This window comes from Paracoccus sp. L-17, assembly GCF_056857655.1.
This window is the reverse complement of sequence record NZ_JBSXNM010000032.1, coordinates 74,526-95,521: the sequence shown is the minus strand read 5'-3', so window position 1 is coordinate 95,521 and position 20,996 is coordinate 74,526. Positions and strand designations below refer to the sequence as shown.

Annotated in this window: 23 protein-coding genes; 16 read left to right on the top strand and 7 right to left on the bottom strand. The window is 66.1% G+C overall.

Translation table 11 applies throughout. The annotated features are described in order from the left end of the window. Nucleotides 1–52: 52 nt before the first annotated feature. On the bottom strand, nucleotides 53–1,198 hold the full coding sequence (locus tag AC13CR_RS06685; RefSeq protein ID WP_292959122.1) for a phosphoserine transaminase: 1,146 nt from the start codon (nucleotides 1,196–1,198) through the stop codon (nucleotides 53–55). 358 nt (nucleotides 1,199–1,556) lie between these two features. Between AC13CR_RS06685 and AC13CR_RS06680 the strand changes: the two genes are divergently transcribed. The 7 genes from AC13CR_RS06680 to AC13CR_RS06650 all read left to right on the top strand — a co-directional run bounded on the left by AC13CR_RS06680 (nucleotide 1,557) and on the right by AC13CR_RS06650 (nucleotide 6,684). Then, entirely contained in the window at nucleotides 1,557–1,754 is a 198-nt protein-coding gene (locus tag AC13CR_RS06680) for a hypothetical protein (RefSeq protein ID WP_293014418.1), read from the top strand. Nucleotides 1,755–1,862: 108 nt separating this feature from the next. After that, complete coding sequence (locus tag AC13CR_RS06675; protein ID WP_292959120.1) at nucleotides 1,863–2,087, top strand: hypothetical protein; 225 nt, start codon at nucleotides 1,863–1,865, stop codon at nucleotides 2,085–2,087. Nucleotides 2,088–2,495: 408 nt separating this feature from the next. Further along, nucleotides 2,496–3,479: a hypothetical protein gene (locus AC13CR_RS06670; RefSeq protein WP_292959119.1), complete on the top strand. Its 984-nt coding sequence runs from the start codon at nucleotides 2,496–2,498 to the stop codon at nucleotides 3,477–3,479. A gap of 29 nt (nucleotides 3,480–3,508) precedes the next feature. Then, entirely contained in the window at nucleotides 3,509–3,805 is a 297-nt protein-coding gene (locus AC13CR_RS06665; protein WP_292978411.1) for an HNH endonuclease, read from the top strand. A 9-nt stretch (nucleotides 3,806–3,814) separates the two neighbouring features. Continuing rightward, on the top strand, nucleotides 3,815–4,960 hold the full coding sequence (locus AC13CR_RS06660) for a phage major capsid protein (RefSeq protein WP_446233219.1): 1,146 nt from the start codon (nucleotides 3,815–3,817) through the stop codon (nucleotides 4,958–4,960). Nucleotides 4,961–4,966: 6 nt separating this feature from the next. Next, nucleotides 4,967–5,521, top strand: a complete 555-nt coding sequence (locus AC13CR_RS06655; protein ID WP_292959116.1) for an HK97 family phage prohead protease — start codon at nucleotides 4,967–4,969, stop codon at nucleotides 5,519–5,521. Further along, nucleotides 5,521–6,684: a phage portal family protein gene (locus AC13CR_RS06650; protein WP_298855806.1), complete on the top strand. Its 1,164-nt coding sequence runs from the start codon at nucleotides 5,521–5,523 to the stop codon at nucleotides 6,682–6,684. The genes AC13CR_RS06655 and AC13CR_RS06650 overlap by 1 nt, the downstream gene beginning before the upstream one ends. A gap of 431 nt (nucleotides 6,685–7,115) precedes the next feature. On the opposite strand, the gene AC13CR_RS06645 is transcribed toward AC13CR_RS06650, so the two are convergent. Further along, nucleotides 7,116–8,251, bottom strand: a protein-coding gene (locus AC13CR_RS06645; protein ID WP_482900590.1) for an IS3 family transposase whose coding sequence is annotated in 2 segments (ribosomal slippage) — nucleotides 7,116–7,984 and nucleotides 7,984–8,251 — 1,137 coding nt in all. Because the reading frame shifts where the segments join, the coding sequence is not laid out codon by codon here. 98 nt (nucleotides 8,252–8,349) lie between these two features. Between AC13CR_RS06645 and AC13CR_RS06640 the strand changes: the two genes are divergently transcribed. The 3 genes from AC13CR_RS06640 to serB all read left to right on the top strand — a co-directional run bounded on the left by AC13CR_RS06640 (nucleotide 8,350) and on the right by serB (nucleotide 10,194). Further along, a complete protein-coding gene (locus tag AC13CR_RS06640) occupies nucleotides 8,350–8,595 on the top strand; it encodes a hypothetical protein (protein WP_292978118.1) in 246 nt (81 codons plus the stop codon). Nucleotides 8,596–8,613: 18 nt separating this feature from the next. Beyond that, nucleotides 8,614–9,054, top strand: a complete 441-nt coding sequence (locus AC13CR_RS06635; RefSeq protein ID WP_446236262.1) for a tyrosine-type recombinase/integrase — start codon at nucleotides 8,614–8,616, stop codon at nucleotides 9,052–9,054. Between the two features lie 261 nt (nucleotides 9,055–9,315). Beyond that, nucleotides 9,316–10,194 carry a phosphoserine phosphatase SerB gene (gene serB / locus AC13CR_RS06630; protein ID WP_292958956.1) on the top strand — a complete coding sequence of 293 codons (879 nt, stop codon included), beginning with the start codon at nucleotides 9,316–9,318 and terminating at the stop codon, nucleotides 10,192–10,194. A gap of 231 nt (nucleotides 10,195–10,425) precedes the next feature. Here the strand turns inward: serB and AC13CR_RS06625 are convergent, their stop codons facing one another. Next, nucleotides 10,426–11,412, bottom strand: a complete 987-nt coding sequence (locus tag AC13CR_RS06625; protein WP_482900589.1) for an asparaginase — start codon at nucleotides 11,410–11,412, stop codon at nucleotides 10,426–10,428. A 152-nt stretch (nucleotides 11,413–11,564) separates the two neighbouring features. On the opposite strand from AC13CR_RS06625, the gene AC13CR_RS06620 reads away from it, so the two are divergent. Together AC13CR_RS06620 and rlmN are read left to right on the top strand one after the other, a co-directional pair. Next, a complete protein-coding gene (locus AC13CR_RS06620; RefSeq protein WP_292958960.1) occupies nucleotides 11,565–12,086 on the top strand; it encodes an invasion associated locus B family protein in 522 nt (173 codons plus the stop codon). 131 nt (nucleotides 12,087–12,217) lie between these two features. Next, complete coding sequence (gene rlmN, locus AC13CR_RS06615; protein WP_292958962.1) at nucleotides 12,218–13,390, top strand: dual-specificity RNA methyltransferase RlmN; 1,173 nt, start codon at nucleotides 12,218–12,220, stop codon at nucleotides 13,388–13,390. Between the two features lie 97 nt (nucleotides 13,391–13,487). Here rlmN and AC13CR_RS06610 read toward each other — a convergent pair whose 3' ends face one another. From AC13CR_RS06610 to AC13CR_RS06600, 3 genes are all read right to left on the bottom strand, one after another. Beyond that, nucleotides 13,488–13,820, bottom strand: a complete 333-nt coding sequence (locus tag AC13CR_RS06610) for a DUF2794 domain-containing protein (protein WP_414692195.1) — start codon at nucleotides 13,818–13,820, stop codon at nucleotides 13,488–13,490. 163 nt (nucleotides 13,821–13,983) lie between these two features. Beyond that, nucleotides 13,984–14,268, bottom strand: a complete 285-nt coding sequence (locus AC13CR_RS06605) for an I78 family peptidase inhibitor (protein ID WP_292958966.1) — start codon at nucleotides 14,266–14,268, stop codon at nucleotides 13,984–13,986. A gap of 268 nt (nucleotides 14,269–14,536) precedes the next feature. After that, nucleotides 14,537–15,187, bottom strand: coding sequence for a TetR/AcrR family transcriptional regulator (locus AC13CR_RS06600; protein ID WP_482900588.1), 651 nt, complete (start codon nucleotides 15,185–15,187; stop codon nucleotides 14,537–14,539). Between the two features lie 220 nt (nucleotides 15,188–15,407). On the opposite strand from AC13CR_RS06600, the gene AC13CR_RS06595 reads away from it, so the two are divergent. Beyond that, a complete protein-coding gene (locus AC13CR_RS06595; protein WP_292958970.1) occupies nucleotides 15,408–16,835 on the top strand; it encodes a Glu/Leu/Phe/Val family dehydrogenase in 1,428 nt (475 codons plus the stop codon). Between the two features lie 132 nt (nucleotides 16,836–16,967). Here AC13CR_RS06595 and AC13CR_RS06590 read toward each other — a convergent pair whose 3' ends face one another. Then, a complete protein-coding gene (locus AC13CR_RS06590) occupies nucleotides 16,968–17,918 on the bottom strand; it encodes an L-threonylcarbamoyladenylate synthase (protein ID WP_482900587.1) in 951 nt (316 codons plus the stop codon). Between the two features lie 128 nt (nucleotides 17,919–18,046). On the opposite strand from AC13CR_RS06590, the gene AC13CR_RS06585 reads away from it, so the two are divergent. The 3 genes from AC13CR_RS06585 to AC13CR_RS06575 all read left to right on the top strand — a co-directional run bounded on the left by AC13CR_RS06585 (nucleotide 18,047) and on the right by AC13CR_RS06575 (nucleotide 20,978). Further along, nucleotides 18,047–19,744 carry an acyl-CoA dehydrogenase family protein gene (locus tag AC13CR_RS06585; protein WP_293767474.1) on the top strand — a complete coding sequence of 566 codons (1,698 nt, stop codon included), beginning with the start codon at nucleotides 18,047–18,049 and terminating at the stop codon, nucleotides 19,742–19,744. Between the two features lie 35 nt (nucleotides 19,745–19,779). Then, on the top strand, nucleotides 19,780–20,763 hold the full coding sequence (locus AC13CR_RS06580; RefSeq protein ID WP_292959096.1) for an MBL fold metallo-hydrolase: 984 nt from the start codon (nucleotides 19,780–19,782) through the stop codon (nucleotides 20,761–20,763). 62 nt (nucleotides 20,764–20,825) lie between these two features. Beyond that, nucleotides 20,826–20,978: an aa3-type cytochrome c oxidase subunit IV gene (locus AC13CR_RS06575; RefSeq protein WP_292958978.1), complete on the top strand. Its 153-nt coding sequence runs from the start codon at nucleotides 20,826–20,828 to the stop codon at nucleotides 20,976–20,978. The last annotated feature ends 18 nt before the right edge of the window (nucleotides 20,979–20,996 follow it).

Here is a 20,996-nt window from a genome sequence, read left to right as displayed (position 1 = left end):
CCTGCAGGGGGTCTGGGGGACGCAAAGTCCCCCAGCCGTCGCGGGACGCATGTCACTGTGCGGCCAGTTCGGCTCGATAGGCGTGTTCGATCCAGGGCATCAGCGCGGCCACATCGGATGCCTCGACGGTCGAGCCGCACCATATTCGCAGCCCCGGCGGCGCGTCGCGATACGACCCCGCATCCAACGCCACGCCCTCTTTCTCCAACCGCCTGGCGACGGCCTTGGCGAAGGCGGCGCCGTCCCTGATCGCCGGATCGGTGAATTTCAGGCAGACGCTGGTGGTCGAGGCCGTCGCCGGATCCTCGGCCAGATCGGCGATCCAGTCCTTGCCGGCGATGAAATCGCGCACCGCCGCGGCATTCGCCTCGGCCCGCGCGATCAACCCCTTCAGCCCGCCGATGGACCCGGCCCATTTCAGAGACACGAGATAATCCTCGACCGCCAGCATCGAGGGCGTGTTGATCGTCTCGCCCTTGAAGATGCCCTCGTTCAGCTTGCCGCCCTTGGTCAGCCGGAAGATTTTGGGCAAGGGCCTGTCGGGGGTAAAGCTTTCCAGCCGCGCGACCGCGCGTGGCGACAGGATCAGCATCCCATGCGCGGCTTCACCGCCCAGAACCTTCTGCCAGCTGAAGGTGACCACATCCAGCTTGTCCCAGGGCAGGTCCATGGCAAAGGCTGCCGAGGTCGCGTCGCAAATGGTCAGCCCTTCGCGATCTGCGGGGATCGCATCGCCATTCGGCACGCGCACGCCGCTGGTCGTGCCGTTCCAGGTGAAGACGACATCCCTGTCGAAATCGACCTGTCCGAAATCGACGATCTGGCCGTAATCGGCCTTGCGAACGGTCGCGTCCAGTTTCAGCTGTTTGACCGCATCCGTCACCCAGCCCTCGCCGAAGCTTTCCCAGGCCAGCATCTCGACCGGGCGCTGGCCCAGCATGGTCCACATGGCCATCTCGACCGCGCCGGTATCAGAGGCCGGAACGATGCCGATGCGGTAATCTTCGGGCACGCCCAGAATCGTGCGGGTCAGGTCGATCGCCTCGGCCAGCCTGGCCTTGCCGATTGCCGCGCGATGCGACCGCCCCAGCGGCGCGTCCGACAGCATGTCCAGATTGTAGTGGGGGATCTTGGCGCAAGGGCCAGAGGAGAAGCGCGGATTCGCCGGCCGCGCGGCCGGAGTCGTCAGGTCTGTCATGTGACTCAGCCTTCCAGCTAAAAGCCCCTCGTTGGGGAGGGGTGTCCCACGGACGCCTCTACGAGAACCCCCAAAAAAACGCAATAGCCAAAGAGTCTTGCAAAACCGATCATGCAGCTTCGCGCGCGTCGATGCAGAACGGGACGGGAACGTGCGATTGCGATTGGCACGTCATTGACACGCGGTGTTCTGGCGACGTTCCACCGGAAAACGAAAGCCCCGGCGCGCTGGCAGGCGCAACCGGGGCGGATAACGAAGTCTGGCTAGACTGGATCGACGTAACCTGAAACGCGAATCTGCGGCAAGGGGCTTGCTCCAAGCCGTGTTTGCCTGTGACGCTCGCGACCGCGTTCCCCTGATGGAACGGTTCATCGACGTGATGCGCGCCGGGCAGCCGACCACCGGTTTCGGGCCGATCATGGCCGAGGCTCGGGAATGGGCGGTTTGGGCCACCCGCGCCGAGCTAAAAGCCTATGCCCTCGCCGCCTGTGAGGCGATGAACGGTCGAGACCAAGCCGCCTTCCTCGGGCATCTCGACCGGAGGGCGGCGGCATGAACACCATTCGCGCATCCCGCCTCGGCACCCTCTACGGCATCCGGGGCGCTACAGCCGCCACGCTGGCCCTGATCATCTGGGGGGCTGGCGATGAATAGGCAGCTTTCCGTGGACGAATTGCTCTGGTCATGGCCGACCGTCTGCAAGGCGGCATCGAACGACTGGGCCAAGGGCTTCGCTCTGTCGATCATGCGGCAGTCCAAGCGCCGCAACTGGCAACCCAGCCCAAAGCAACACGCCCTGATGAACCGCATGGTGAATGAGGTTTACCAGCATCGCGGCGACTTCGACGGCTGCGACGACTTCGATCTGATCGATCGGGGTGACGCATGATTTGCAAGGACGCATCGAAGTTGACCCGCGAGGCGCTCGAGGACGATTGGGTCGGGTTGCATGAGTTGGTGGCCGAACTGCCCGCTGGCGCGCGGACGGATCGCCACGAAATCGAGAACCTGAAAGCCCAGATGCCCGAGGCGGCGAGACCGAGCGGACCGTGGGCCTGTCTCTGGCTGCGGCCCGTATCGTGGCCCGGTATCGCGGCGTCCGTGCCTGCCAGCCCGAGGCGACCCCATGACGGCGACGGCGGTCAAGGCAAAAGCGCGGGCTGGATCTGGTCCCAATGCCCGGAAATCGGTCGGGGCGGGGGACCGGCGCCTAAGTGTTGCGCTCTCTCTTCCGGCCCCAAACATGGCCGATCAGGCGATTGCATTTCTGGAAACCCTGAAAATTCCGGAGGGGAAAATGGCCGGTCAACCGCTCAAGCTGGCCGGATTTAAGCGCCAATTCGTTTGCGGCTCTCTGGGCGACGGCGTGATGGTGGCCTGCCTGTCAATCGGACGCGGAAACGCCAAGACCGCTCTGTCTGCCGGGCTGGCGCTCGGCGCGCTCAAGGGCGTCTGGGACGATCAGCCGAAACGCGAGATCCTGTTCGCTGCGCGGAACCGCGATCAGGCCAAGACCGCGTTTCAGTTTCTGGTCGGTTTCATCGAAGGGCTGCCCGAGGATGAACAAGAGCAATTCCTGATCCGGCGCGGCTCCAAGCTGGAAGTCGAATATTCCGGCAATGGCGGCGGGCTGGCGCGCTGTATCGCGGCTGACGGCAAGTCGACTTGTATCCTCGGCGTGGATCCTGGCGGCAGCCGGTCCATGTCGGCGGCGGCGCTCTACTGGCCCGAAACCGGGTGTCTGGAAGCCTTGGGCACCTTCCCCAGCAATCCCGGCCTTGCGGATCGCGGCGCGGCTGACAGCGTGTCGGGGCGCTATGTCGAGATGGCCGAGCGTGGCGAACTGATCACGATGGGCGATGCGACCGTTCCGCCCGGCCCTTGGCTGGCCGAGATCGTGCGGCAACTGGACGGGGCCGAGGTGGCCTGTGTCGTGGGCGACCGGTTCCGCCATGCCGAATTTGTCGAGGCGATGGAGAAAGCCGGGTTGTCCCGCGTCCCGTTCATCTGGCGCGGCTTCGGATGGAAGGACGGCAGCGAGGACGTGGAACGCTTTCGGCGGGCGCTGTTCGACGGCGAGGTGAAGGTTTCCCCGTCGCTGCTGCTGCGCTCGGCTTTCTCCGATGCCATCGTCCTGCATGACCCGGCCAACAACGCCAAGCTGGCGAAGGCGCGATCCCTCGGCCGCATCGACGCTGCTGCGGCAACGCTGCTGGCCGTCGCGCAGGGGCAGCGCATGAAGGCGGCTCCGACGCGGAAAGCGAGGGTCGCATGGGCATGATGCGTCAGTATCACCGGCATTCAAAGCGCGTGACCTCAACCCGGCGCTGGCAGGTTCTGCGGCATGTCGTTCTGGAACGCGACGGCTGGGCCTGCGTCGATTGCGGGCAGACGCGCGGCAGGCTGGAAATCGACCATATCCAGCCGGTGCGGACGCGCCCCGATCTGGGCTTCGACCCGGCCAATTGTGCGACCCGCTGCCCGTCCTGCCACACGAAAAAGACCCGGATCGAGTGCGGGCATTCCGCGCCGATCATCACCCCCGAGCGTCAAGCCTGGGGCAAAGCTGTTGCCGAACTGGCGACAAATCCCAACCCGGCAACATGAGGTAATGACATGCTGGATTCTGTGAAAATCGCCCGTCGCCAGTCGGAAATCCGGCAGGCGCTGGCGGAACTGGTGGGCAAGGACAAGCCGACCGAGGACGAAACGCGGTCCATGAGCGACATGGATCAGGAATATCGGACCAACGAAACCCGTTATCGTGCGGCCCTGACTGCCGAGGATCAGGAACGGCGCGAGGCCGGGGCCGATCTGGAAACCCGTTCGGACCGGGAATGGTCCGATCTGGTCGGGCGCTTCGAGCTGCGTCAGGTGGCTTTCGCCCTCGATGAAGGCCGGGCGCTGAACGGGGCGACGAAAGAGATCGTCGAGGAACTGCGCAACGCGGGCGGCTATCAGGGCATCCCTGTTCCTTTCGCCGCGCTTGAAACTCGCGCGGGCGAGACTGTCGCGGCTGATGTGCCGAACCCCAAGACGATCCGCCCGATCATCGACCGGATCTTTCCCGGCAGCGTTGCCGAGCGGTTGGGCGTCCAGCGCATCAACATCACCTCGGGCGAACTGGCCTTTCCCGTCGCCACGGCGGGCGCGATCTTCGGCTGGCAGACCAATGAACTCGCCAATGTCGGCGCGGCTTCGGAATATCAGACCGCCGAGCGCATCCTGAACCCCGATCATACCGGCGGCGCGCAGATGGTGATCAGCCGCAAGGCTCTGAAGCAGGCAGGCGAAGGTCTGGAGGCTGCAATCCGGCGCGATCTGAACGCGGTGCTCGGCACCGAATTTGATCGGGTTGTGATCAACGGCAGCGGCGCGGCGGGCGAGCCTCTGGGCTTCATCCCCGGCGCGGCGACCTACGGCATCACCGAGACTGCCGTTGGCGCGACGGCAACCTGGGCGGCATTCCGCGCCGAAGTCGTGGCCTTCATGCAGGCCAACGCGATCACCTCGGCCAGCCAAGTGAACCTGGGCTTTGACCCGGCGATCTGGGCGGCTCTGGATGATGCGTTGATCAGCGGCACGGCTGTGAGCGAATGGGACCGCCTGACCAAGCATGTCGGAACCCCGGCGATCAGCAACGTGATCCCCGGTGAAACGGCGATCATGACGGCCAACGTGCAGGGTCCTGACCGGGCTTGTCACCGCGGACTTCACTGTCCCGCGCGGTTTGCAAACCCGCATCCTGACCGGCATCGGTGAACCCTGATGCTGTGGGGCGGCAATCTCGGGGCGCTGGAACTGCGCAGCGAGGGCGGGGCAACCCGCCTTCGGGCGACGTTCCCCTATGGAGCCGAAACCGAACTGGCACCGGGGCGGCGCGAGGTTATCGCCTCTCGGGCATTCTCGGATCGGATCGAGGCGGGCGAGGATATCCACCTGCTGTCCGGTCACGATTACAACAAACCCCTTGCCTCGCGGGCGGCGGGCAACCTCACCCTGGCCGATGGCGACGACGCGCTGGTGATCGAGGCGACGATTGCGGATGGCACGACCTGGGCGCGTGACTTTCTGGCGGCTCACGCGGGCGGGCTGATCCGGGGCCTGTCGCCGGGCTTCCGTGTCGATCTGGGCGGCGAACGCATCGAGCGGCGCGGCAACAGCGTCCTGCGGACCATCAGCCCGGCGGCGTTGTTTGAACTCTCGGCAGTCACCCGCCCCGCCTATTCCTCGGCCCAGATCGAGGCGCGGGCTTGGGAAACCCATCAGGACCGGCAGCCCTATCGTGGCGCTGTTCATCATCTGAATCGGTGGAGGCTCTGATGGGCGTCCTGGATCTGTTCCGGCGTGGATCAAGGGGCGGGCAACCACCCGTTGAAACCCGTTCATCCGGCACCGGCTACACCGCTTCGATCATGGCGGCGCGGGAAGCGTGGATCAGCGGCGCGTCCGGCATGGCCGAACTCACGGCGGCGGTGCAAACCTCTGTGAGCCTCTGGGAAAGTGGCCTTTCTCTGGCCGATGTGACCGGCACCGATCTGCTGGACCGGCGCACGATGGCGATCATCGCCCGCGCTCTGGCCTTGCGTGGCGAATGTGTCTTCCTGGTCCGCGACCGGCTTATTCCGGCGACCGATTGGGACGTATCGACCCGCAACGGCATTCCCCGCGCCTATCGACTCGGCATCCCCGAGATCGGCGGTGGGCGGCGGGAAACCGTGCTGGCCCCTGAGGTTCTGCATTTCCGCATCGGCTGTGACGCATCGACCCCGTGGGCAGGCTCGGCACCCCTGCGGCGGGCGCAACTCTCGGCACAGCTTCTGCATGAACTGGAAACGGCCCTGCGCGACGTGTTCAAGAATGCGCCCCTCGGCAGCCAGATCGTCCCCGTCCCCGAGGGCAGCGCCGACGATATGGAGCAACTTCGGGCAGGCTTTCGCGGGCGGCGCGGCGCGGCTCTGGTGATCGAGGGCGTGGCGCAGGCGACGGCGGCTGGCATGAACCCCCAGATCGGCCAGCACCCCGATCAGCTTTCCCCGCATCTGGACAAGACCCTGGCCGACAAGCTGTTGGCCGATGCCAAGGGCGCGATCTACGGCACCTTCGGCATTCTGCCCGGCCTGATGAACCCGGCGACGACCGGGCCGATGGTGCGCGAGGCCCAGCGGCACCTGGCGCAGCTTGTCCTGCAACCGATCGCCAACCTGCTGGCCGAGGAAGCCAGCGAAAAAATCGGGCTGGCCGTAAAAATCGACTGCGTGAGGCCGATGCAGCTTTCGACGCTGGCAGCAAGGCGCGGGCTTTCGCGACGATGCTGGGCGCGCTGGCCGAGGCCAAGGCGGCAGGCCTGGACGTGGCGACGATCAAGGATGCCGAGTCGTTCATCGACTGGCAGGACTGACGGCATAGGGCCGGGATGCGCCCTGCGGATTTCTGTTCCCGCGAAGCATCTGGGATTAGACGGTGAGTGCCCGGCTTTTGGGTAGCCATAACCCCGTCACGGCGCGGTCCCCTTCCGATACTTCCGGGGGGCGCGGCGCAGGTTGTCACGGATTACAGCGGGGGCAGCCACCGGACCCCGTGTCAGGGGACCAAGTGGCCGGAGGCAGTGGGATGCTGCACCGGCCCCGTTCTGTCAGCGGTCGACCAATCCGGCCTCCCTCCGTGAGCTAGGTCTCTATGGATTAATTCCGATATTGGATTCCAGCACGCAGCTATAGGTTCCGCCCTCGGTTTCGAGCCGCTGGCGAAGGATATTGCAGACCTCGTAGTCATCATTGAATCCGTGGATCAAGGCTACCTGCCCGCTGAACTGTTTGGTCAGTACGTAAGCGCCATCCAGTTGCTCATCGGAGAGAGGCGGTCCTGCGTTTTCGACCAGTATTCCGCCGGGGTAAGCTATGGCATGGGTTTCATTTCAGGCGGCGGCTTTCAGGGTCTTGGGCGGCGTATCATAGGCCTCGCCTGGCGTCATCAGCCCATGCGATGAGTGCGGGCGTCTTTCGTTGTAGCAGCTGATCCAGGTGCCGATCCCGTTACGGGCTTCAGAGCCGGTCCCGCAGGCGTTCAGGTAGACGCATTCGTATTTCAACGACCGCCAGAGCCGCTCTATCATCCGGTTGTCGATCCAGCGGCCGCGTCCGTCCATCGAGATCTTCACCTTGGCGTCGTGCAGCACGTCGGTGAAATCGGTGCTGGTGAACTGCGCGCCCTGATCCGAATTGAAAATCTCCGGCTCCCCATATCTGGCCAGAGCCTCCGTCAGCGCCTCGACGCAGAACCCGGCCTCCATGGAGTTTGACAGCCGCCAGCTGAGCACCTTTCGGCTGAACCAGTCCATGATCGCCACGAGGTACAGGAACCCACGGCGCATCGGGATGGCGCTGATGTCGACACACCAGACCTGATCTGGCCGGGTGATGGGCAGGTCCCGGAGCAAGTCCGGACAAATCTCGTGCGCCGGATGCTTCCTGCTGGTTTTCGGCTCCTGGCAGATCGGCACCAGACGCATGAGCCTCATCAGCCGCCGCACCCGGTGGCGCCCGCATCTGTGCCCCTCACGCTGCATGTGGCGGGCCATCTGCCGCGAGCCGTACCAGGGCGTTTCCAGGAACTGCCGGTCGATGATTTTCATGAACGCCAGGTTCTCGGCGCTTTCCCCGCGCGGGTGACAATAGAGGCTGGAGCGCGCCAGAGACAACAGACCGCACTGCCGCCGGATGCTGAGATCGGGATGGTCCTGCTTCACCGCTTTCCGCCTCCAGTGCCGAGGATGAGACTGGAGGCATCGGCCAAAAAATCCCGTTCCACGACCAGCTGGCCGATCTTGGCATGCAGCTTCTCGACATCCTTCCCGGAAATCGCCGGCTCGGCCGAGGCGGCACCGCCAAACACCGATGCCATGTTCTCGATCACCGTTCTCTTCCATCCGCTGATCATTGTGGGATGGACGCCGTACTTCCTGGCCAGCTCGGCCGTCGTCAACTCTTCACGGATGGCTTCAAGCGCAACCCTGGCCTTGAACTCCGCCGAATAGCGTTTCCGCTTCGTCATCCGGGGTATTCCTTCGTCAGTCGCTACAGCTTAGCAACTGGTCCGAAATCTCGCGACCACCTCTCAGTCGTTTCAATGGACCAGGGGCGGGGCTGACGATGGCGCAGGTGTTCAACGCCTACATCGATGCCGATAAATCCGAACGCTTTCTGTTGAAGCTGGTGGACTATTGGAAAGACACGCTGGTCGAGAACGTCCATGCCGAGACGATCCGCAGGGCTGCGAAAGTGATTTATCCAAAGGCGAACGAGCCGACCTGGAACAGACAGGTTCTTAAGCCGACGCAAGCCGCGATCAACCATGCCGCCGGGCTGGGTTGGTGCAGCCGGATTTCAGTGAAGTGATACACCGAAAGCCCCGAGGTGAAGATCCCGGCGACGATTGAATGGGTCCGAGCTTTCGACGCGCAGGCCATTGAGGACGACTTGCCGCATCTGGGTGCGCTCTGCGTTTTCATGTTCGGGACGGCCCGGATCGGCGAAGCCTGCCGCATGATCTGGGGCGATGTGGACCTGCATCAGCGCACCGCCAAGTTGTATCTGTTCAAGCCCGCGCCGTGGAGCCGCGAGGCGCATCTGCCGCCTGAACTGGTCGCGGTATTGGCGAACCTGCCGAGCAACCGAAAGGCCGATGAACTGGTCTTCGACTATTCGGGGCGCGGCAGTCTTCGGGGCGCGTGGAACAACGTCTGCAAGCGGGCGGGCATCCAGCGGCTGACACTGCATTGCAGCCGCCACGGCTTTGCAACCTCGATGCTGCATATGGGAATGGACGTGAAGACCGTGGCCGAGATGGGAGGTTGAAGGACGCGGCGACGGTGCTGCAAACCTATGCCCACGCGGTCAAGGACAAGACCATCACCGACGCTCTATTTGACACGCCAGCGACACGCGGCGCGATCAATGGTTCCGCAACTGTCAGAACCGAAAGGAAAAAACGGAATGACTGCTCACCCTCGTTGGGCGGGGTGACCCGCCGCGGGGCATACAACTGCCGCCGGCACTGGCGCAAGGGAAATCTTTGGCCTAGATCCCGGCCTCGCCGATCCCCGGAAGGAGCAGCCCATGTTCACCGTCTCGCTGATCACAGCGCCTGCCAACGCCAATCTGGAAAGCGCGTTGCTGGACGGGCTGTCCAGAAGCTGGGACGGCGGCACGCCGCGCTGGCTGAACCCGGGCATTGCCGGCGAATTCGATATCGGAACCATGCCGACGGATGTCGATCAGGTCTGGTCCGATCTTCAGACCATCGGCATCGACATGGCGATCCAGCCCGGAACCGGGCGACGCAAGTCGATCCTTCTGGCCGATATGGATTCGACCATGATCGGGCAGGAATGCGTGGACGAACTGGCCGACATGGCCGGCGTCGGGCCGCGGGTCGCGGCCATCACCGCGCGGGCGATGAACGGCGAGCTGAACTTCCACGAGGCGCTGGTCGAACGGGTCGGCCTTCTGGCCGGTCTGCGCGAATCGGTCGTGGCCGAGGTCCTGGACCGGCGCATCACGCTGACGCCGGGTGGGCGGGAACTGGTCGCCACGATGCGGGCCAATGGCGGCCATGCGGCGCTGGTTTCGGGCGGGTTCACGGCCTTTACCGGGCCGGTTGCCGAAAGGCTGGGTTTTGACACGCACCGCGCCAATACCCTGCTGTCCGAAGCCGGCGTGCTGACCGGCCATGTGGCGCTGCCCGTGCTGGGCCGCGAAGCCAAGGTCGAGGCGCTGCGCGAGATCGCCGCCGGGCTGGGCCGGACGCCCGAGGATGCGATTGCCGTTGGCGATGGCGCAAACGATCTGGGGATGCTGCAACTGGCGGGGACGGGCGTGGCCCTGCACGCCAAGCCGGTCGTCGCGGCGCAGGCGAAGATCCGCATCAACCACGGCGATCTCAGCGCATTGCTGTATCTGCAGGGCTATCGCGCGGCGGAATTCGTCGGCGGCTGACGCACAGGGTGACACCCCGCCGCGGCGTAAAACCCGCGGATCGCCGACTGCCGCGCCCGGGCCCGGTTTTGCGCGACCCGGCGGACGACCCCGTTGGGTCCGGTCCAGGCCAGGGCCGGCGCCCGCTCTGCCAAGGGGCGCCGGCTGGTCGTCGTCCGGGATGAGGGCCAGAAAGGGGGCGCTGCCCTCATGCGCGATTAAAGCGGAACCATGTATCGGATTCGTGACGGTTCAGGCCGGAAACGCCGTCGCGCGGCGCATCTGGCCCGTCACCATGCCGCGCCAGTTGCGGATCGGAGCCGTCAGATAGCGTTCCACGACCGGATCGGCCTCTGGCAGCGCCCCCAGATGAACCAGCAGCGCGGTGATCGCGGCCTCGGCGGCGCGGGTGGCGCCGTCGGTGATCTTCAGCGCAATACCCAGGCCGTGATCGGGCAGGATCGCGACGAAGACGCCCTCGGCGCCGGTCTTGACGGCGACGCGGCCATCCATGGCGCGCATCAATGCTGTGCAGGCGCGGCCCTCGCCGGCCACCAGCTCGGGATGGTCGCGCATCGCAAGCGTCAACCTTCGCATGGCCTGACCGCGCCGGTCGCCGCCGGGACGGGCAAAGGCCACCATGGCGTTGGCCAGCCCCACGAGCGAGCAGGCGTGGTTCGGGGCCGAGCAGCCGTCGATGCCAAAACCGGGGCTGACCTCGCCGGTCATCTCTTCGAAGGCGGCCTTCACAGCCTGCTGGACCGGGTGGTCCGGATCGATATACTCCGCCCCGCCGCCCAGATGCCGGTTCAGGGTCAGGAACCCGGCATGTTTGCCCGAACAATTGTTGTAGATCTGGCAGGGACTTTCGCCGGAACAGGTCAGGCGGCGATGTTCGGCCGGGTCGCGGGGCATGTGGCTGCCGCAGCGCAGGTCCGCTTCGTCCAGGCCCAGCGTCCGCAGCCAGTCCGACACGCCCGCGACATGGATCGCGGCACCGCTGTGGCTGGCGCAGGCCAGGGCAAGCTGGCGGTCCGTCAGGCCCGCGGCATCGGCGGCACCGCTTTCGATCAGTGGAAGCGCCTGGATCATCTTGCACGAGGAACGCGGAAACACGATCTGCGCCGGACTGCCCCAGGCCTCGACCACGCCGCTGGCATCGCAGATCACCGCATGGCCCCGGTGCAGGCTTTCGCGGCGTCCCCCCCGGCACAGCTCGATCAGTTCGGCATCGTGCATCGGAATCTCCCTGACAATTGCGCGATTTTCTGCTGTGCGCCCCTTTTTCGCGCCCGGATTTCAGGTATCCTTAGCCCAGATGGTTGAAAAGACCACGGCAATCGGGAACAACGCCGCCCAAAGCGGCGAAACCTATGGCAGGAGGCCAGAGCATGAAAAAGACGACGCTGCGCGGCATGGCGGCGATCGCGGTCCTGGTGACGGGACTGGGGACGGCAAGCGCACAGGAATCCACCAATGTCGTGGCGACCGAGGGGGACTGGACCGTTTTCGCGGCGCAGAATCCCAAGGAGTGCTGGGCGGTCTCGCCGCCGAAATCGACCCTGAACACCCAGGACGGCAAGGAGGTCGAGGTGACGCGCGGCGACATCCGCCTTTATGTCGCCTATCGTCCGGGCCAGAATGGCGAAGTCTCGTTCACCGGCGGCTACCCGTTCTCGCCGGATTCGACGGTCGAGGTCGATGTCGGCGGGCAGAAGTTCAACCTGTTCACCGAGGGCGAGAGCGCCTGGACCGGCAGCCCCTCGGACGATCAGAAGCTGATCGGCGCGCTGCGCGCCGGGGCCACCGCGATCATCACCGGCCGGTCCTCGCGCGGGACCACCACCAAGGATACGTTCAGCCTGTCGGGCGTCACCGCGGCGACCAACACCGCGAAGGAACGCTGCCAGTAACCGGCAGCGCAGGACCCGCGCGCCCCGGGCGGATTGCCTTGACGGATCGTGATGCGCCAGCGACGAGGCCGGTTGAAAGACCGGCCTTTCTGGCCTATCTGCCTGTCTTTGTTCCTATCGCCGGTGACATCATGACCGCCCCGATCACGCAGGATGTGCTGACCATTCCCCGCAAGCTGCCCGAAACCGGGCGCCTGAACCTTGTCGGGCTGACGCGCGATCAGCTGCGCGAGGCGCTGATCGCCGCCGGCACGCCCGAGCCGCAGGCAAGGATGCGGGTCGGGCAGGTCTGGCAGTGGATCTATCACTGGGGCGTGCGCGATTTCGCGGCGATGACCAATCTGGCCAAGGATTACCGTGCCCTGCTGGCGGACAGTTTCCAGATTTCGCTGCCCGAGATGGTGACCCGGCAGGTTTCTGCGGACGGAACGCGGAAATACCTGCTGCGGATCGCCGGCGGACACGAGGTCGAAGCGGTCTATATCCCCGAAGAGGGGCGCGGGACGCTGTGCGTCAGTTCCCAGGTCGGGTGCACGCTGACCTGTTCCTTCTGCCATACCGGCACGCAGAAACTGGTACGCAACCTGAGCCCGGCCGAGATCGTCGGCCAGCTGATGGTCGCGCGCGATGATCTGGGCGAATGGCCGACCCGGGGTGCGCCCCGCGACGAGACACGGCTGATCAGCAACATGGTGCTGATGGGCATGGGCGAACCGCTGTATAATTTCGAATCGGTTCGCGACGCGATGAAGGTCGTGATGGATGGCGAGGGGCTAAGCCTCAGCCGCCGCCGGATCACGCTGTCCACAAGCGGCGTCGTCCCCGAAATCGCCCGCACGGCCGAAGAGATCGGCTGTCTTCTGGCGGTATCCTTCCACGCGACCACGGACGAGGTGCGCGACAAGTTGGTTCCGATCAACCGGCGCTGGAACATCGCCACGTTGCTTGACGCGCTTCGCGATTATCCGCGGCTGTCGAATTCCGAACGGATCACGTTCGAATACGTGATGCTGGACGGCGTCAACGACAGCGACGAGGATGCGCGACGGCTGGTGCGGCTGATCCGGGGAATTCCGGCCAAGATCAACCTGATTCCGTTCAACGAATGGCCGGGCGCTCCCTATCGCCGGTCCGGTCAGGACCGGATCCGGGCTTTCGCCGATATCGTCCACAAGGCAGGCTATGCCAGCCCCATCCGCACGCCGCGCGGCGAAGACATCATGGCCGCCTGCGGGCAGTTGAAATCGGCCACCGAACGCGGGCGCAGGTCGAAGGCGCAGATCGCGGCCGAGGCCGGGGTCTGAGCGACGGCCCCGCGGCAAGCGCCGCTGCCCTGCGGCTGCCGACCGGTCTTTCGGCGATCGGATGCCCGATGGCCGCGGGGGCTTTGTCCGCTCGCGCTCAGTCGATGGCGCGGATCAGTTTCTTGTCGAAGACGCGCAGCACCGGTCGCAATTCATGGCCGCGTTTCAGGATCTGGCCATCCATGCCCAGCACCAGATAGGCGCCCTGGGCGTTGCGCAGGCGGGGGCGTTTCTCGATGCGATACAGCGGATGTTCGGTGGCGCGCCGGAACACGCTGAAGATGGCCGCGTCGCGCAGGAACGACATGGCATAATCGCGCCATTCGCCCGCCGCGACGAATCGGCCATACACGGACAGGATCAGCCCAAGCTCGGATCGGTCGAAAACCACGCGGTCGGGATCGGCGTGAAACGGCGGGGCGGCGTTCATCATGACCGGATGGTGACATTGCGCCCGCCGCAAATCAATCCGGCAAATGCGGGCCGGGCCAGCGCGTCGGCAGGACAGAGGCCGCCGCCATTCCCGGCAGGCGGGGCTGCCGCGTCGCACCCAGGTCGCCAGAAAGCTGCGCCGACGGCGCGGGCCGGTCGGATCAGAAGCAACTGACCTTCTCGATCCGGTCGCTGCGGCCGTATTCGATGTTCAGCCGGTCGGGGCGGAAATCGGCGGTCACGGCATCGTCGGGGCCGATGACGCGGGTCCCGACCGGAAAGGTCATCTGGTCGGTGATCCCGCGTGGCTGGCCGACAAGGCCCTGATAGCCCGAGGCACGGCATTGGTCCGCGGACGCATCCGGTGTCGGGGCCGAAGGCAGAGGCTGACAGGCCGCCAGCAGGATGGCGGCAGGCAAGGCCAGCGGGAACGGAAAAATGCTCATGGAATCACCCTCGCTCGAGGTTGTCGATGACGCTGCCCGCATCAAGTGGAAAAATGGTCCCCCGCCGCGTGTGGCCTGCGGCGCGGCGATGAGGTTCTGGCCTGAATTGGTCATGGTCGCGTGCGGCCTCTGGGGATCCCGGCCTTGGCGCGGGCTGCTGATACCGCCTTATAGTCAGGGCGGCGGGATTTGAGAAGCCGCGCCGGCGTCACGATCTGTTCCCTTCGCGGCCGTGTGGCTGCCGGCGCGATCCGGACGGCCCGCCTCATCAGCGCGCCGCGCCCAGCGACTGCTCGTTGCGCCCGGACACGCCGTGGGCTTTCAGGAACAGCTGCGCGGCGCTGTCGGCGATGCGCGCGATCTGGTCATGATCCGGCGCGTGGCCTCCGTCCAGTGTCGCCATGTCATGTATCTCGGCTCCGGCGAGGCGGACCAGTTGTTCGGCCGCCAGCGTCGTGTCCTCGATGCGCAATTCGCCCCGCGCGACCCAATGGTCCAGCCGCTCGCGCAGCCGATCACGCAGCACCTTGTGCAGCGCCGCATGATAGTTCCGGGCGACATCGGGAAAGCGCGCCGCCTCGGCGACATGAACACGATACAGCCGCACGCTGTCGGGGGCGACCAGCCATTCGGCGATCTGCCGTGTCAGGGCGGGGATCGCCTGGGCCGGGGCGGCGTCGGCGGGGATATCGAAGAGAATCGCGTCTTCCAGCCGCTGCCGCTCGTTCTGCATCGCCTCTTCGAACATCAGCCGCTTGTCGGCGAAATAGCTGTAGAGCGTGGCCTTGGAAACCCTGGCGGCGGCGGCGATGTCATCGACGCTGGTGCCCGAAAATCCGTCCCGCAGGAATATCTCTTTCGCGCCCTCGCTGACTTGCGCGAATTTGCGTCCGATCCTAACTCTCTGACGATCAATCATATTTTTATCCCTGTCGCATATGCGGACGAAATTCACACCAGCGAGTCAATGCAGAAACCAGAGCGGATGTTTCCTTGGTGGGGAATTTTCGCCGATCTGAGCGGTTCCGGGCCGCGGAGTTTCGCCGAACGCGATCGTGGCAAAGATCGTTGGAACCCGCCGCCGCTTTGCCCTAGCCTCGGCGTGAAATCGGAATTCAGCAGAAGCTGGGAGGAAGCAGATGGCGATCAGACAGACCTCGTTTCGCGATTCGGTCGAACGGATGTTCACCCATGCCGCCGGTCTGATGGACCTGCCGCCGGGACTGGAGGAAAAGATCCGCGTCTGCAATTCGACCTATACGGTCCGGTTCGGCGTGCGGCTGCGGGGGCAGATCCACACCTTCACCGGCTATCGCTCGGTCCATTCCGAACATATGGAGCCGGTCAAGGGCGGCATCCGCTATTCGCTGGATGTCAGCCAGGACGAGGTCGAGGCGCTGGCCGCGCTGATGACCTATAAATGCGCGCTGGTCGAGGTGCCGTTCGGGGGATCCAAGGGCGGTTTGTGCATCGACCCGCGGGCCTGGGACGCCGACGAGCTGGAACGGATCACCCGGCGCTTCACCTATGAATTGTCGCGCCGCAACCTGATCTCGCCCAGCCAGAACGTGCCGGCCCCCGACATGGGCACGGGCGAACGCGAGATGGCCTGGATGGCCGATGCCTACAAGCGGCTGCATCCCGACGACATCAACGCCAAGGCCTGCGTGACCGGCAAGCCGCGCACCGCGGGCGGCATCGACGGCCGGGTCGAGGCGACGGGGCGGGGCGTGCAATACGCGCTGCGCGAATTCTTCCGCCATCCCGACGTTGTGAAGCAGGCCGGGCTGGAAGGCACGCTGGCGGGCAAGCGCGTCATCGTGCAGGGGCTGGGCAATGTCGGCTATCACGCCGCGCAGTTCCTGTCGGCCGAGGACCAGGCCCTGATCATTTGCGTGATCGAACGCGACGGCGCCATCCGCAATCCGCAGGGCATCAACATCGACGCGCTGCGCGGCCATATCCAGGCGACGGGGGGCGTGCGCGGCTTCGCGGGCGGCGATTATGCCGAGGAAGGGCTGGCCGCGCTGGAGGATGAATGCGACATCCTGATCCCGGCGGCGGTCGAAAGCGTGATCCATCGCGACAATGCCGAGCGGATCAGGTGCAAGCTGATCATCGAGGCTGCGAACGGTCCCGTCACCGCCAATGCCGACGAGATCCTCAAACGCAAGGGCATCGTCATCATTCCCGACATGTATGCCAATGCCGGCGGGGTGACGGTGTCCTATTTCGAATGGGTCAAGAACCTGTCGCAGATCTCTCTGGGCCGGTTGGAGCGCCGTCACGAAGAGGCCCGTGCAAGGCTGATGATCGACGAGCTTGAACGGATCTCGGCCGATACCGGCACGAATTTCGCACTGGCCCGAGGCTTCAAGGAGGCTTTCCTGCACGGCGCGGATGAACTGGATCTGGTGCGCTCGGGGCTGGACGACACGATGCGCGAGGCCTTCGGCAAGATGAAGGATGTCTGGCAGTCGAACGGCAAGGTCAACGATTTCCGCACGGCGGCCTATGTGGTGGCGATCCGGCGGGTGTCGAATGTCTATGCCTCGCTGGGATTGTAGTGGTCTGCTCGCGTCCCGCGTCGGCCGGGGGGATGACCGCGCCGGCGACATCCGCAGAAAGCGCGCGTGGGAGGGACGAGCCCCCGCGCGCGACAGGCATGCCCCTCGACGGGGCCGGCTTTCGCATTCTCCTTATGCGCGGGGGGCAGCGGCGCGGCGCAGGCGGTCGTTGATGGCGCGGCCCAGGCCATGATCGGGGATCGGGGCCACGGCGATGGGGCGGCCTTCGCGGTCGGCGCGGCGCAGCATGTCGAAAAGGTTGGCGGCGGCCTCGGCCAGATCGCCATGGGCTGACAGGCTGAACGGGCCGGGCGCGGCAAAGGTGATCAGGGTTTCACCCTCGCCGGCCTCTTTCGCCTCAAGGCGCAGGGCGGCGTTCGGGGCATAATGGCTGCTCAGCTGCCCCGGGGCGTCCGGCGCTGACGGGTCGCCCGCATGTCGTCCCAGCGGCCGGCCAAGCGCGGCCTCGATCGCCTCGGCGGGCAGGCCGCCGGGCCGCAGCAGGACCGGCAGGCCGTCCTGCCAGCCGATGATGGTGGATTCCAGGCCCACCGGACAGGGTCCCGCATCCAGCACTGCCGCAATGCGGCCGTCCAGACCTCCATCGGGGTCCAGCACATGCGCGGCGCTGGTCGGGCTGATCCGGCCCGAAACATTGGCCGAGGGCGCGGCGACCGGGCGGCCCACCCGGCGCAGCAGATCCTGCGCGACGGGATGGGCGGGAACGCGGATCGCCAGCGTGGGCAGGCCCGCCGTGACCAGCGAGGCGACCCGCGCGCCGTCCCGCAGCGGCAGGACCAGCGTCAGCGCGCCGGGCCAGAAGGCCTGCGCCAGCGCACGCGCCTCGGGGGGCAGGTGGACCAGAGGCGCGGCCGCGTCGAGGTCCGGAACATGCGCGATCAGCGGATTGAAGGATGGCCGCCCCTTGGCGTGATAGATCCCCGCCACGGCCCGACCGTCGGTTGCGTCCCCGCCCAGACCGTAGACGGTTTCGGTCGGAAAGGCCACGATGCCGCCGTCCCTCAACAGGTCGGCGGCACGGGCCAAGCCTTCGGGCGTGGCGCCCAGTCGTTCGGTCTGCATCGCTTGGCCTTTCCGTGACGCGGGGTTTCGGTTGAGCCTGCCCGGCAGGCCGATATGCTGCCCGCCAGGTTCAGTCTGATAATCGCGCGCGGCGGCGATGCCAAGCGCGCGCAATGGGGGAGAGGCAGATGACTTACCGGGCACCCGTCGAGCAGATTTCGTTCATCCTGCGCCATGTCGTCCCCTATGCCGAACTGGCCGCGACCGAAAGGTTTTCCGAGGCTGGCGAGGAAACCGCGACCGCCATCCTGACCGAGGCCGGCAAGCTGGCCCAGACCGTGCTGGCGCCGCTGAACCGCGCCGGAGACGAGCATCCCGCGCGGCTGGAAAACGGCAGGGTGCGATCCTCGCCCGGCTTTGCCGAAGGCTTCGCGGCCATTGCCGAGGGCGGCTGGATCGGGCTGGCCGCCGACCCGGATCATGGCGGCATGGGTCTGCCGCAGGCGCTGAACATGGCCGTGGCCGAGATGATGTCCGGCGCCTGCCTGTCGCTGCAATTGAACCCGCTGCTGACGCAGGGCCAGATCGAGGCGCTGGAACATCACGCCAGCGACGAGATGAAGGCGCTGTATCTGCCCAGGCTGATTTCCGGCGAATGGTCGGGCACGATGAACCTGACCGAGCCCGGCGCGGGCAGCGATGTGGGCGCGCTGGTCACCAGGGCCGAACCCAACGGCGACGGCAGCTATGCGATCAGCGGGCAGAAGATCTATATCACCTGGGGCGACAGCGATGTGACGGAGAATGTCTGCCACGCGGTGCTGGCGCGGCTGCCGGACGCGGCGCCCGGCACGCGCGGGATCAGCCTGTTCATGGTGCCGAAATTCATTCCCGACGCGGATGGCAAGCCCGGCGTCGCCAACGATCTGAAGGTGGTCAGCCTCGAGGAAAAGCTGGGCATCCATGGCAGCCCGACCTGCGTGATGTCCTATGAGCGCGCGACCGGCTGGCTGATCGGCGCCGAACACAAGGGCATGGCCGCCATGTTCACGATGATGAACTGCGCCCGGCTGGGCGTGGGGATGCAGGGCGTCGGCGTCGCCGAGGCGGCCTTGCAGCAGGCCGTGGCCTATGCGGCCGAGCGCAAGCAGATGGGGCCGATCATCGCCCATCCCGATGTGCGCCGGATGCTGGCCACCGCGCGGGCAGAAATCTTTGCCGCCCGCGCCATCGGCCTTGCCTGCGCCACCGCCATCGACATGGAGCGCGCCACCGGCGAGCGCGATCATGCCGCCCGCGCCGCCTTTCTGACGCCGATCGCCAAGGCCTACGGGACCGATGTCGGCTGCCGCGTCGCCGATCAGGCGGTGCAGGTTCATGGCGGCATGGGCTACATCGAGGAAACCGGGGCGGCGCAATATCTGCGCGACGTGCGGATCACGCCGATCTACGAGGGCACCAACGGCATTCAGGCGATGGACCTGGTCGGGCGCAAGCTGTCGGACGAGGGCGAGGCGGCGATGCGCCTGCTGGACGAGGTGCTGGATTGCGCCAAATCGGCGCAGGCCGATCATCCGCGACTGGCCAATGACCTGTGGCAGGCGGCCGAAACCCTGCGCGAGGCGACGCAGACGCTGCTGGACCGCGATCTGCCGGACCGGTTCGCAGGGGCCGTGCCCTATCTGACGGCCTTCGCGCGGGTTCTGGGCGGGTGCTATCACCTGCGGGCGGCGCAGGCGGGTGGTGGGGCGCATCTGGCACTGGCGCGGATCTTCATGGCCCGCGTGCTGCCGCGCAACTCGGGCGATCTGGCCGAGGCGCTGGCCGGGCTGGACGACCTCTCGGCGATCAGCGATGCGGCGCTTGCCGGCGATTTCGGCGCGTGATCCACTATCCCTGGCAGGAGCCCCCGGCGGAGGGCATGGCGGTCGAGGTCGCGCCGGGCATCCTGTGGATGCGGCTGCCGCTGCCGATGGCGCTGGATCACGTCAATGTCTATGCGCTGGACGACGGCGATGGCTGGACGATTGTCGATACCGGCTTCGACACCGGTCGCGGCCGCGCGATCTGGGACGTGCTGCGGGCTGGTCCGCTGGCGGGGCGGCGGATCAACCGGGTGGTCGGGACGCATCACCATCCGGATCATATCGGGCTGGCAGGCTGGTTCATGGATCGCGACGGCGCCGAACTGGCCATCAGCCGCACTGCCTGGCTGATGGCGCGGATGCTGCAACTGGACGTGCAGGAACGGCCCAGCCCGCAGGCGCTGGATTTTTGGCGCCGCGCCGGAATGCCGCCCGCGATGCTGGCCGAACGCGCGGCGCAGCGGCCCTATAACTCGGCCGATGTCGTCCATCCGCTGCCCCTCGGGTTCACGCGCATCGCCGAGGGAGACGAGATCGCGGTGGGCGGGCGGCGCTGGCGGGTTGCGATGGGCCATGGCCATGCGCCCTGCCATGCGACCCTCTGGTCGCTGGATGACGATCTGGTGATCGGGGGCGACCAGCTTCTGCCCTCGATCTCGCCCAATCTCGGCGTCTATCCGACCCAGCCCGAGGCCGATCCCGTCGGCGAATGGCTGGAAAGCTGCACCCGGCTGGCCGGTCTGGCGCGGCCCGGTCACCTGGTCCTGCCCGGCCACAAGCTGCCCTTCACCGGGCTGCCCGACCGGCTGCGGCAATTGATCGACAACCATCACGGCGCGTTGCGGCGGATGCGCGAGGCGCTGGCAGAAAGGCCGCGCAGCGCGGTCGAGTGTTTCGACATCCTGTTCAAGCGCCGCATCGGTCCGGCGGAATACGGGCTGGCGCTGGTCGAGGCGGTGGCGCATGTGAACCATCTGCGGCGATCGGGCGCGATCCGGGCCGTCGGCACAAGGCAGGGTGCGACCCTTTGGGGGGCGTGACAGGACGGCGGGCATCCGCTATGGCAGGACAGGACCAGGAAAGATCGCGGAGAGCAGGGAACATGGCGAGCGAACACGACAATCAGGATCACAAGCACGGCTCGATGGATATCAGCCAGCAGCAGGCGACCTTCCACGGGTTCATCCGTTTCGCGACCTGGGTGGTGATCCTGTCGCTGCTCGCCCTGATCTTCATGGCGCTGACCAACGCCTGAACCATTCGGAACCAATCC

What these genes read in the sequence shown, in the direction of transcription:
- AC13CR_RS06640 (WP_292978118.1), top strand. Translation starts at nt 8,350, where the DNA reads ATGGCGCAGGTGTTCAACGCCTACATCGATGCCGATAAATCCGAACGC.
- rlmN (WP_292958962.1), top strand. Translation starts at nt 12,218, where the DNA reads ATGACCGCCCCGATCACGCAGGATGTGCTGACCATTCCCCGCAAGCTG.
- AC13CR_RS06600 (WP_482900588.1), bottom strand. Translation starts at nt 15,187, where the DNA reads ATGATTGATCGTCAGAGAGTTAGGATCGGACGCAAATTCGCGCAAGTC.
- AC13CR_RS06650 (WP_298855806.1), top strand. Translation starts at nt 5,521, where the DNA reads ATGGGCGTCCTGGATCTGTTCCGGCGTGGATCAAGGGGCGGGCAACCA.
- AC13CR_RS06590 (WP_482900587.1), bottom strand. Translation starts at nt 17,918, where the DNA reads ATGCAGACCGAACGACTGGGCGCCACGCCCGAAGGCTTGGCCCGTGCC.
- AC13CR_RS06655 (WP_292959116.1), top strand. Translation starts at nt 4,967, where the DNA reads ATGCTGTGGGGCGGCAATCTCGGGGCGCTGGAACTGCGCAGCGAGGGC.
- AC13CR_RS06605 (WP_292958966.1), bottom strand. Translation starts at nt 14,268, where the DNA reads ATGAGCATTTTTCCGTTCCCGCTGGCCTTGCCTGCCGCCATCCTGCTG.
- AC13CR_RS06685 (WP_292959122.1), bottom strand. Translation starts at nt 1,198, where the DNA reads ATGACAGACCTGACGACTCCGGCCGCGCGGCCGGCGAATCCGCGCTTC.
- AC13CR_RS06625 (WP_482900589.1), bottom strand. Translation starts at nt 11,412, where the DNA reads ATGCACGATGCCGAACTGATCGAGCTGTGCCGGGGGGGACGCCGCGAA.
- AC13CR_RS06680 (WP_293014418.1), top strand. Translation starts at nt 1,557, where the DNA reads ATGGAACGGTTCATCGACGTGATGCGCGCCGGGCAGCCGACCACCGGT.
- AC13CR_RS06585 (WP_293767474.1), top strand. Translation starts at nt 18,047, where the DNA reads ATGACTTACCGGGCACCCGTCGAGCAGATTTCGTTCATCCTGCGCCAT.
- AC13CR_RS06620 (WP_292958960.1), top strand. Translation starts at nt 11,565, where the DNA reads ATGAAAAAGACGACGCTGCGCGGCATGGCGGCGATCGCGGTCCTGGTG.
- AC13CR_RS06610 (WP_414692195.1), bottom strand. Translation starts at nt 13,820, where the DNA reads ATGAACGCCGCCCCGCCGTTTCACGCCGATCCCGACCGCGTGGTTTTC.
- AC13CR_RS06575 (WP_292958978.1), top strand. Translation starts at nt 20,826, where the DNA reads ATGGCGAGCGAACACGACAATCAGGATCACAAGCACGGCTCGATGGAT.
- serB (WP_292958956.1), top strand. Translation starts at nt 9,316, where the DNA reads ATGTTCACCGTCTCGCTGATCACAGCGCCTGCCAACGCCAATCTGGAA.
- AC13CR_RS06660 (WP_446233219.1), top strand. Translation starts at nt 3,815, where the DNA reads ATGCTGGATTCTGTGAAAATCGCCCGTCGCCAGTCGGAAATCCGGCAG.
- AC13CR_RS06580 (WP_292959096.1), top strand. Translation starts at nt 19,780, where the DNA reads ATGGCGGTCGAGGTCGCGCCGGGCATCCTGTGGATGCGGCTGCCGCTG.
- AC13CR_RS06595 (WP_292958970.1), top strand. Translation starts at nt 15,408, where the DNA reads ATGGCGATCAGACAGACCTCGTTTCGCGATTCGGTCGAACGGATGTTC.
- AC13CR_RS06670 (WP_292959119.1), top strand. Translation starts at nt 2,496, where the DNA reads ATGGCCGGTCAACCGCTCAAGCTGGCCGGATTTAAGCGCCAATTCGTT.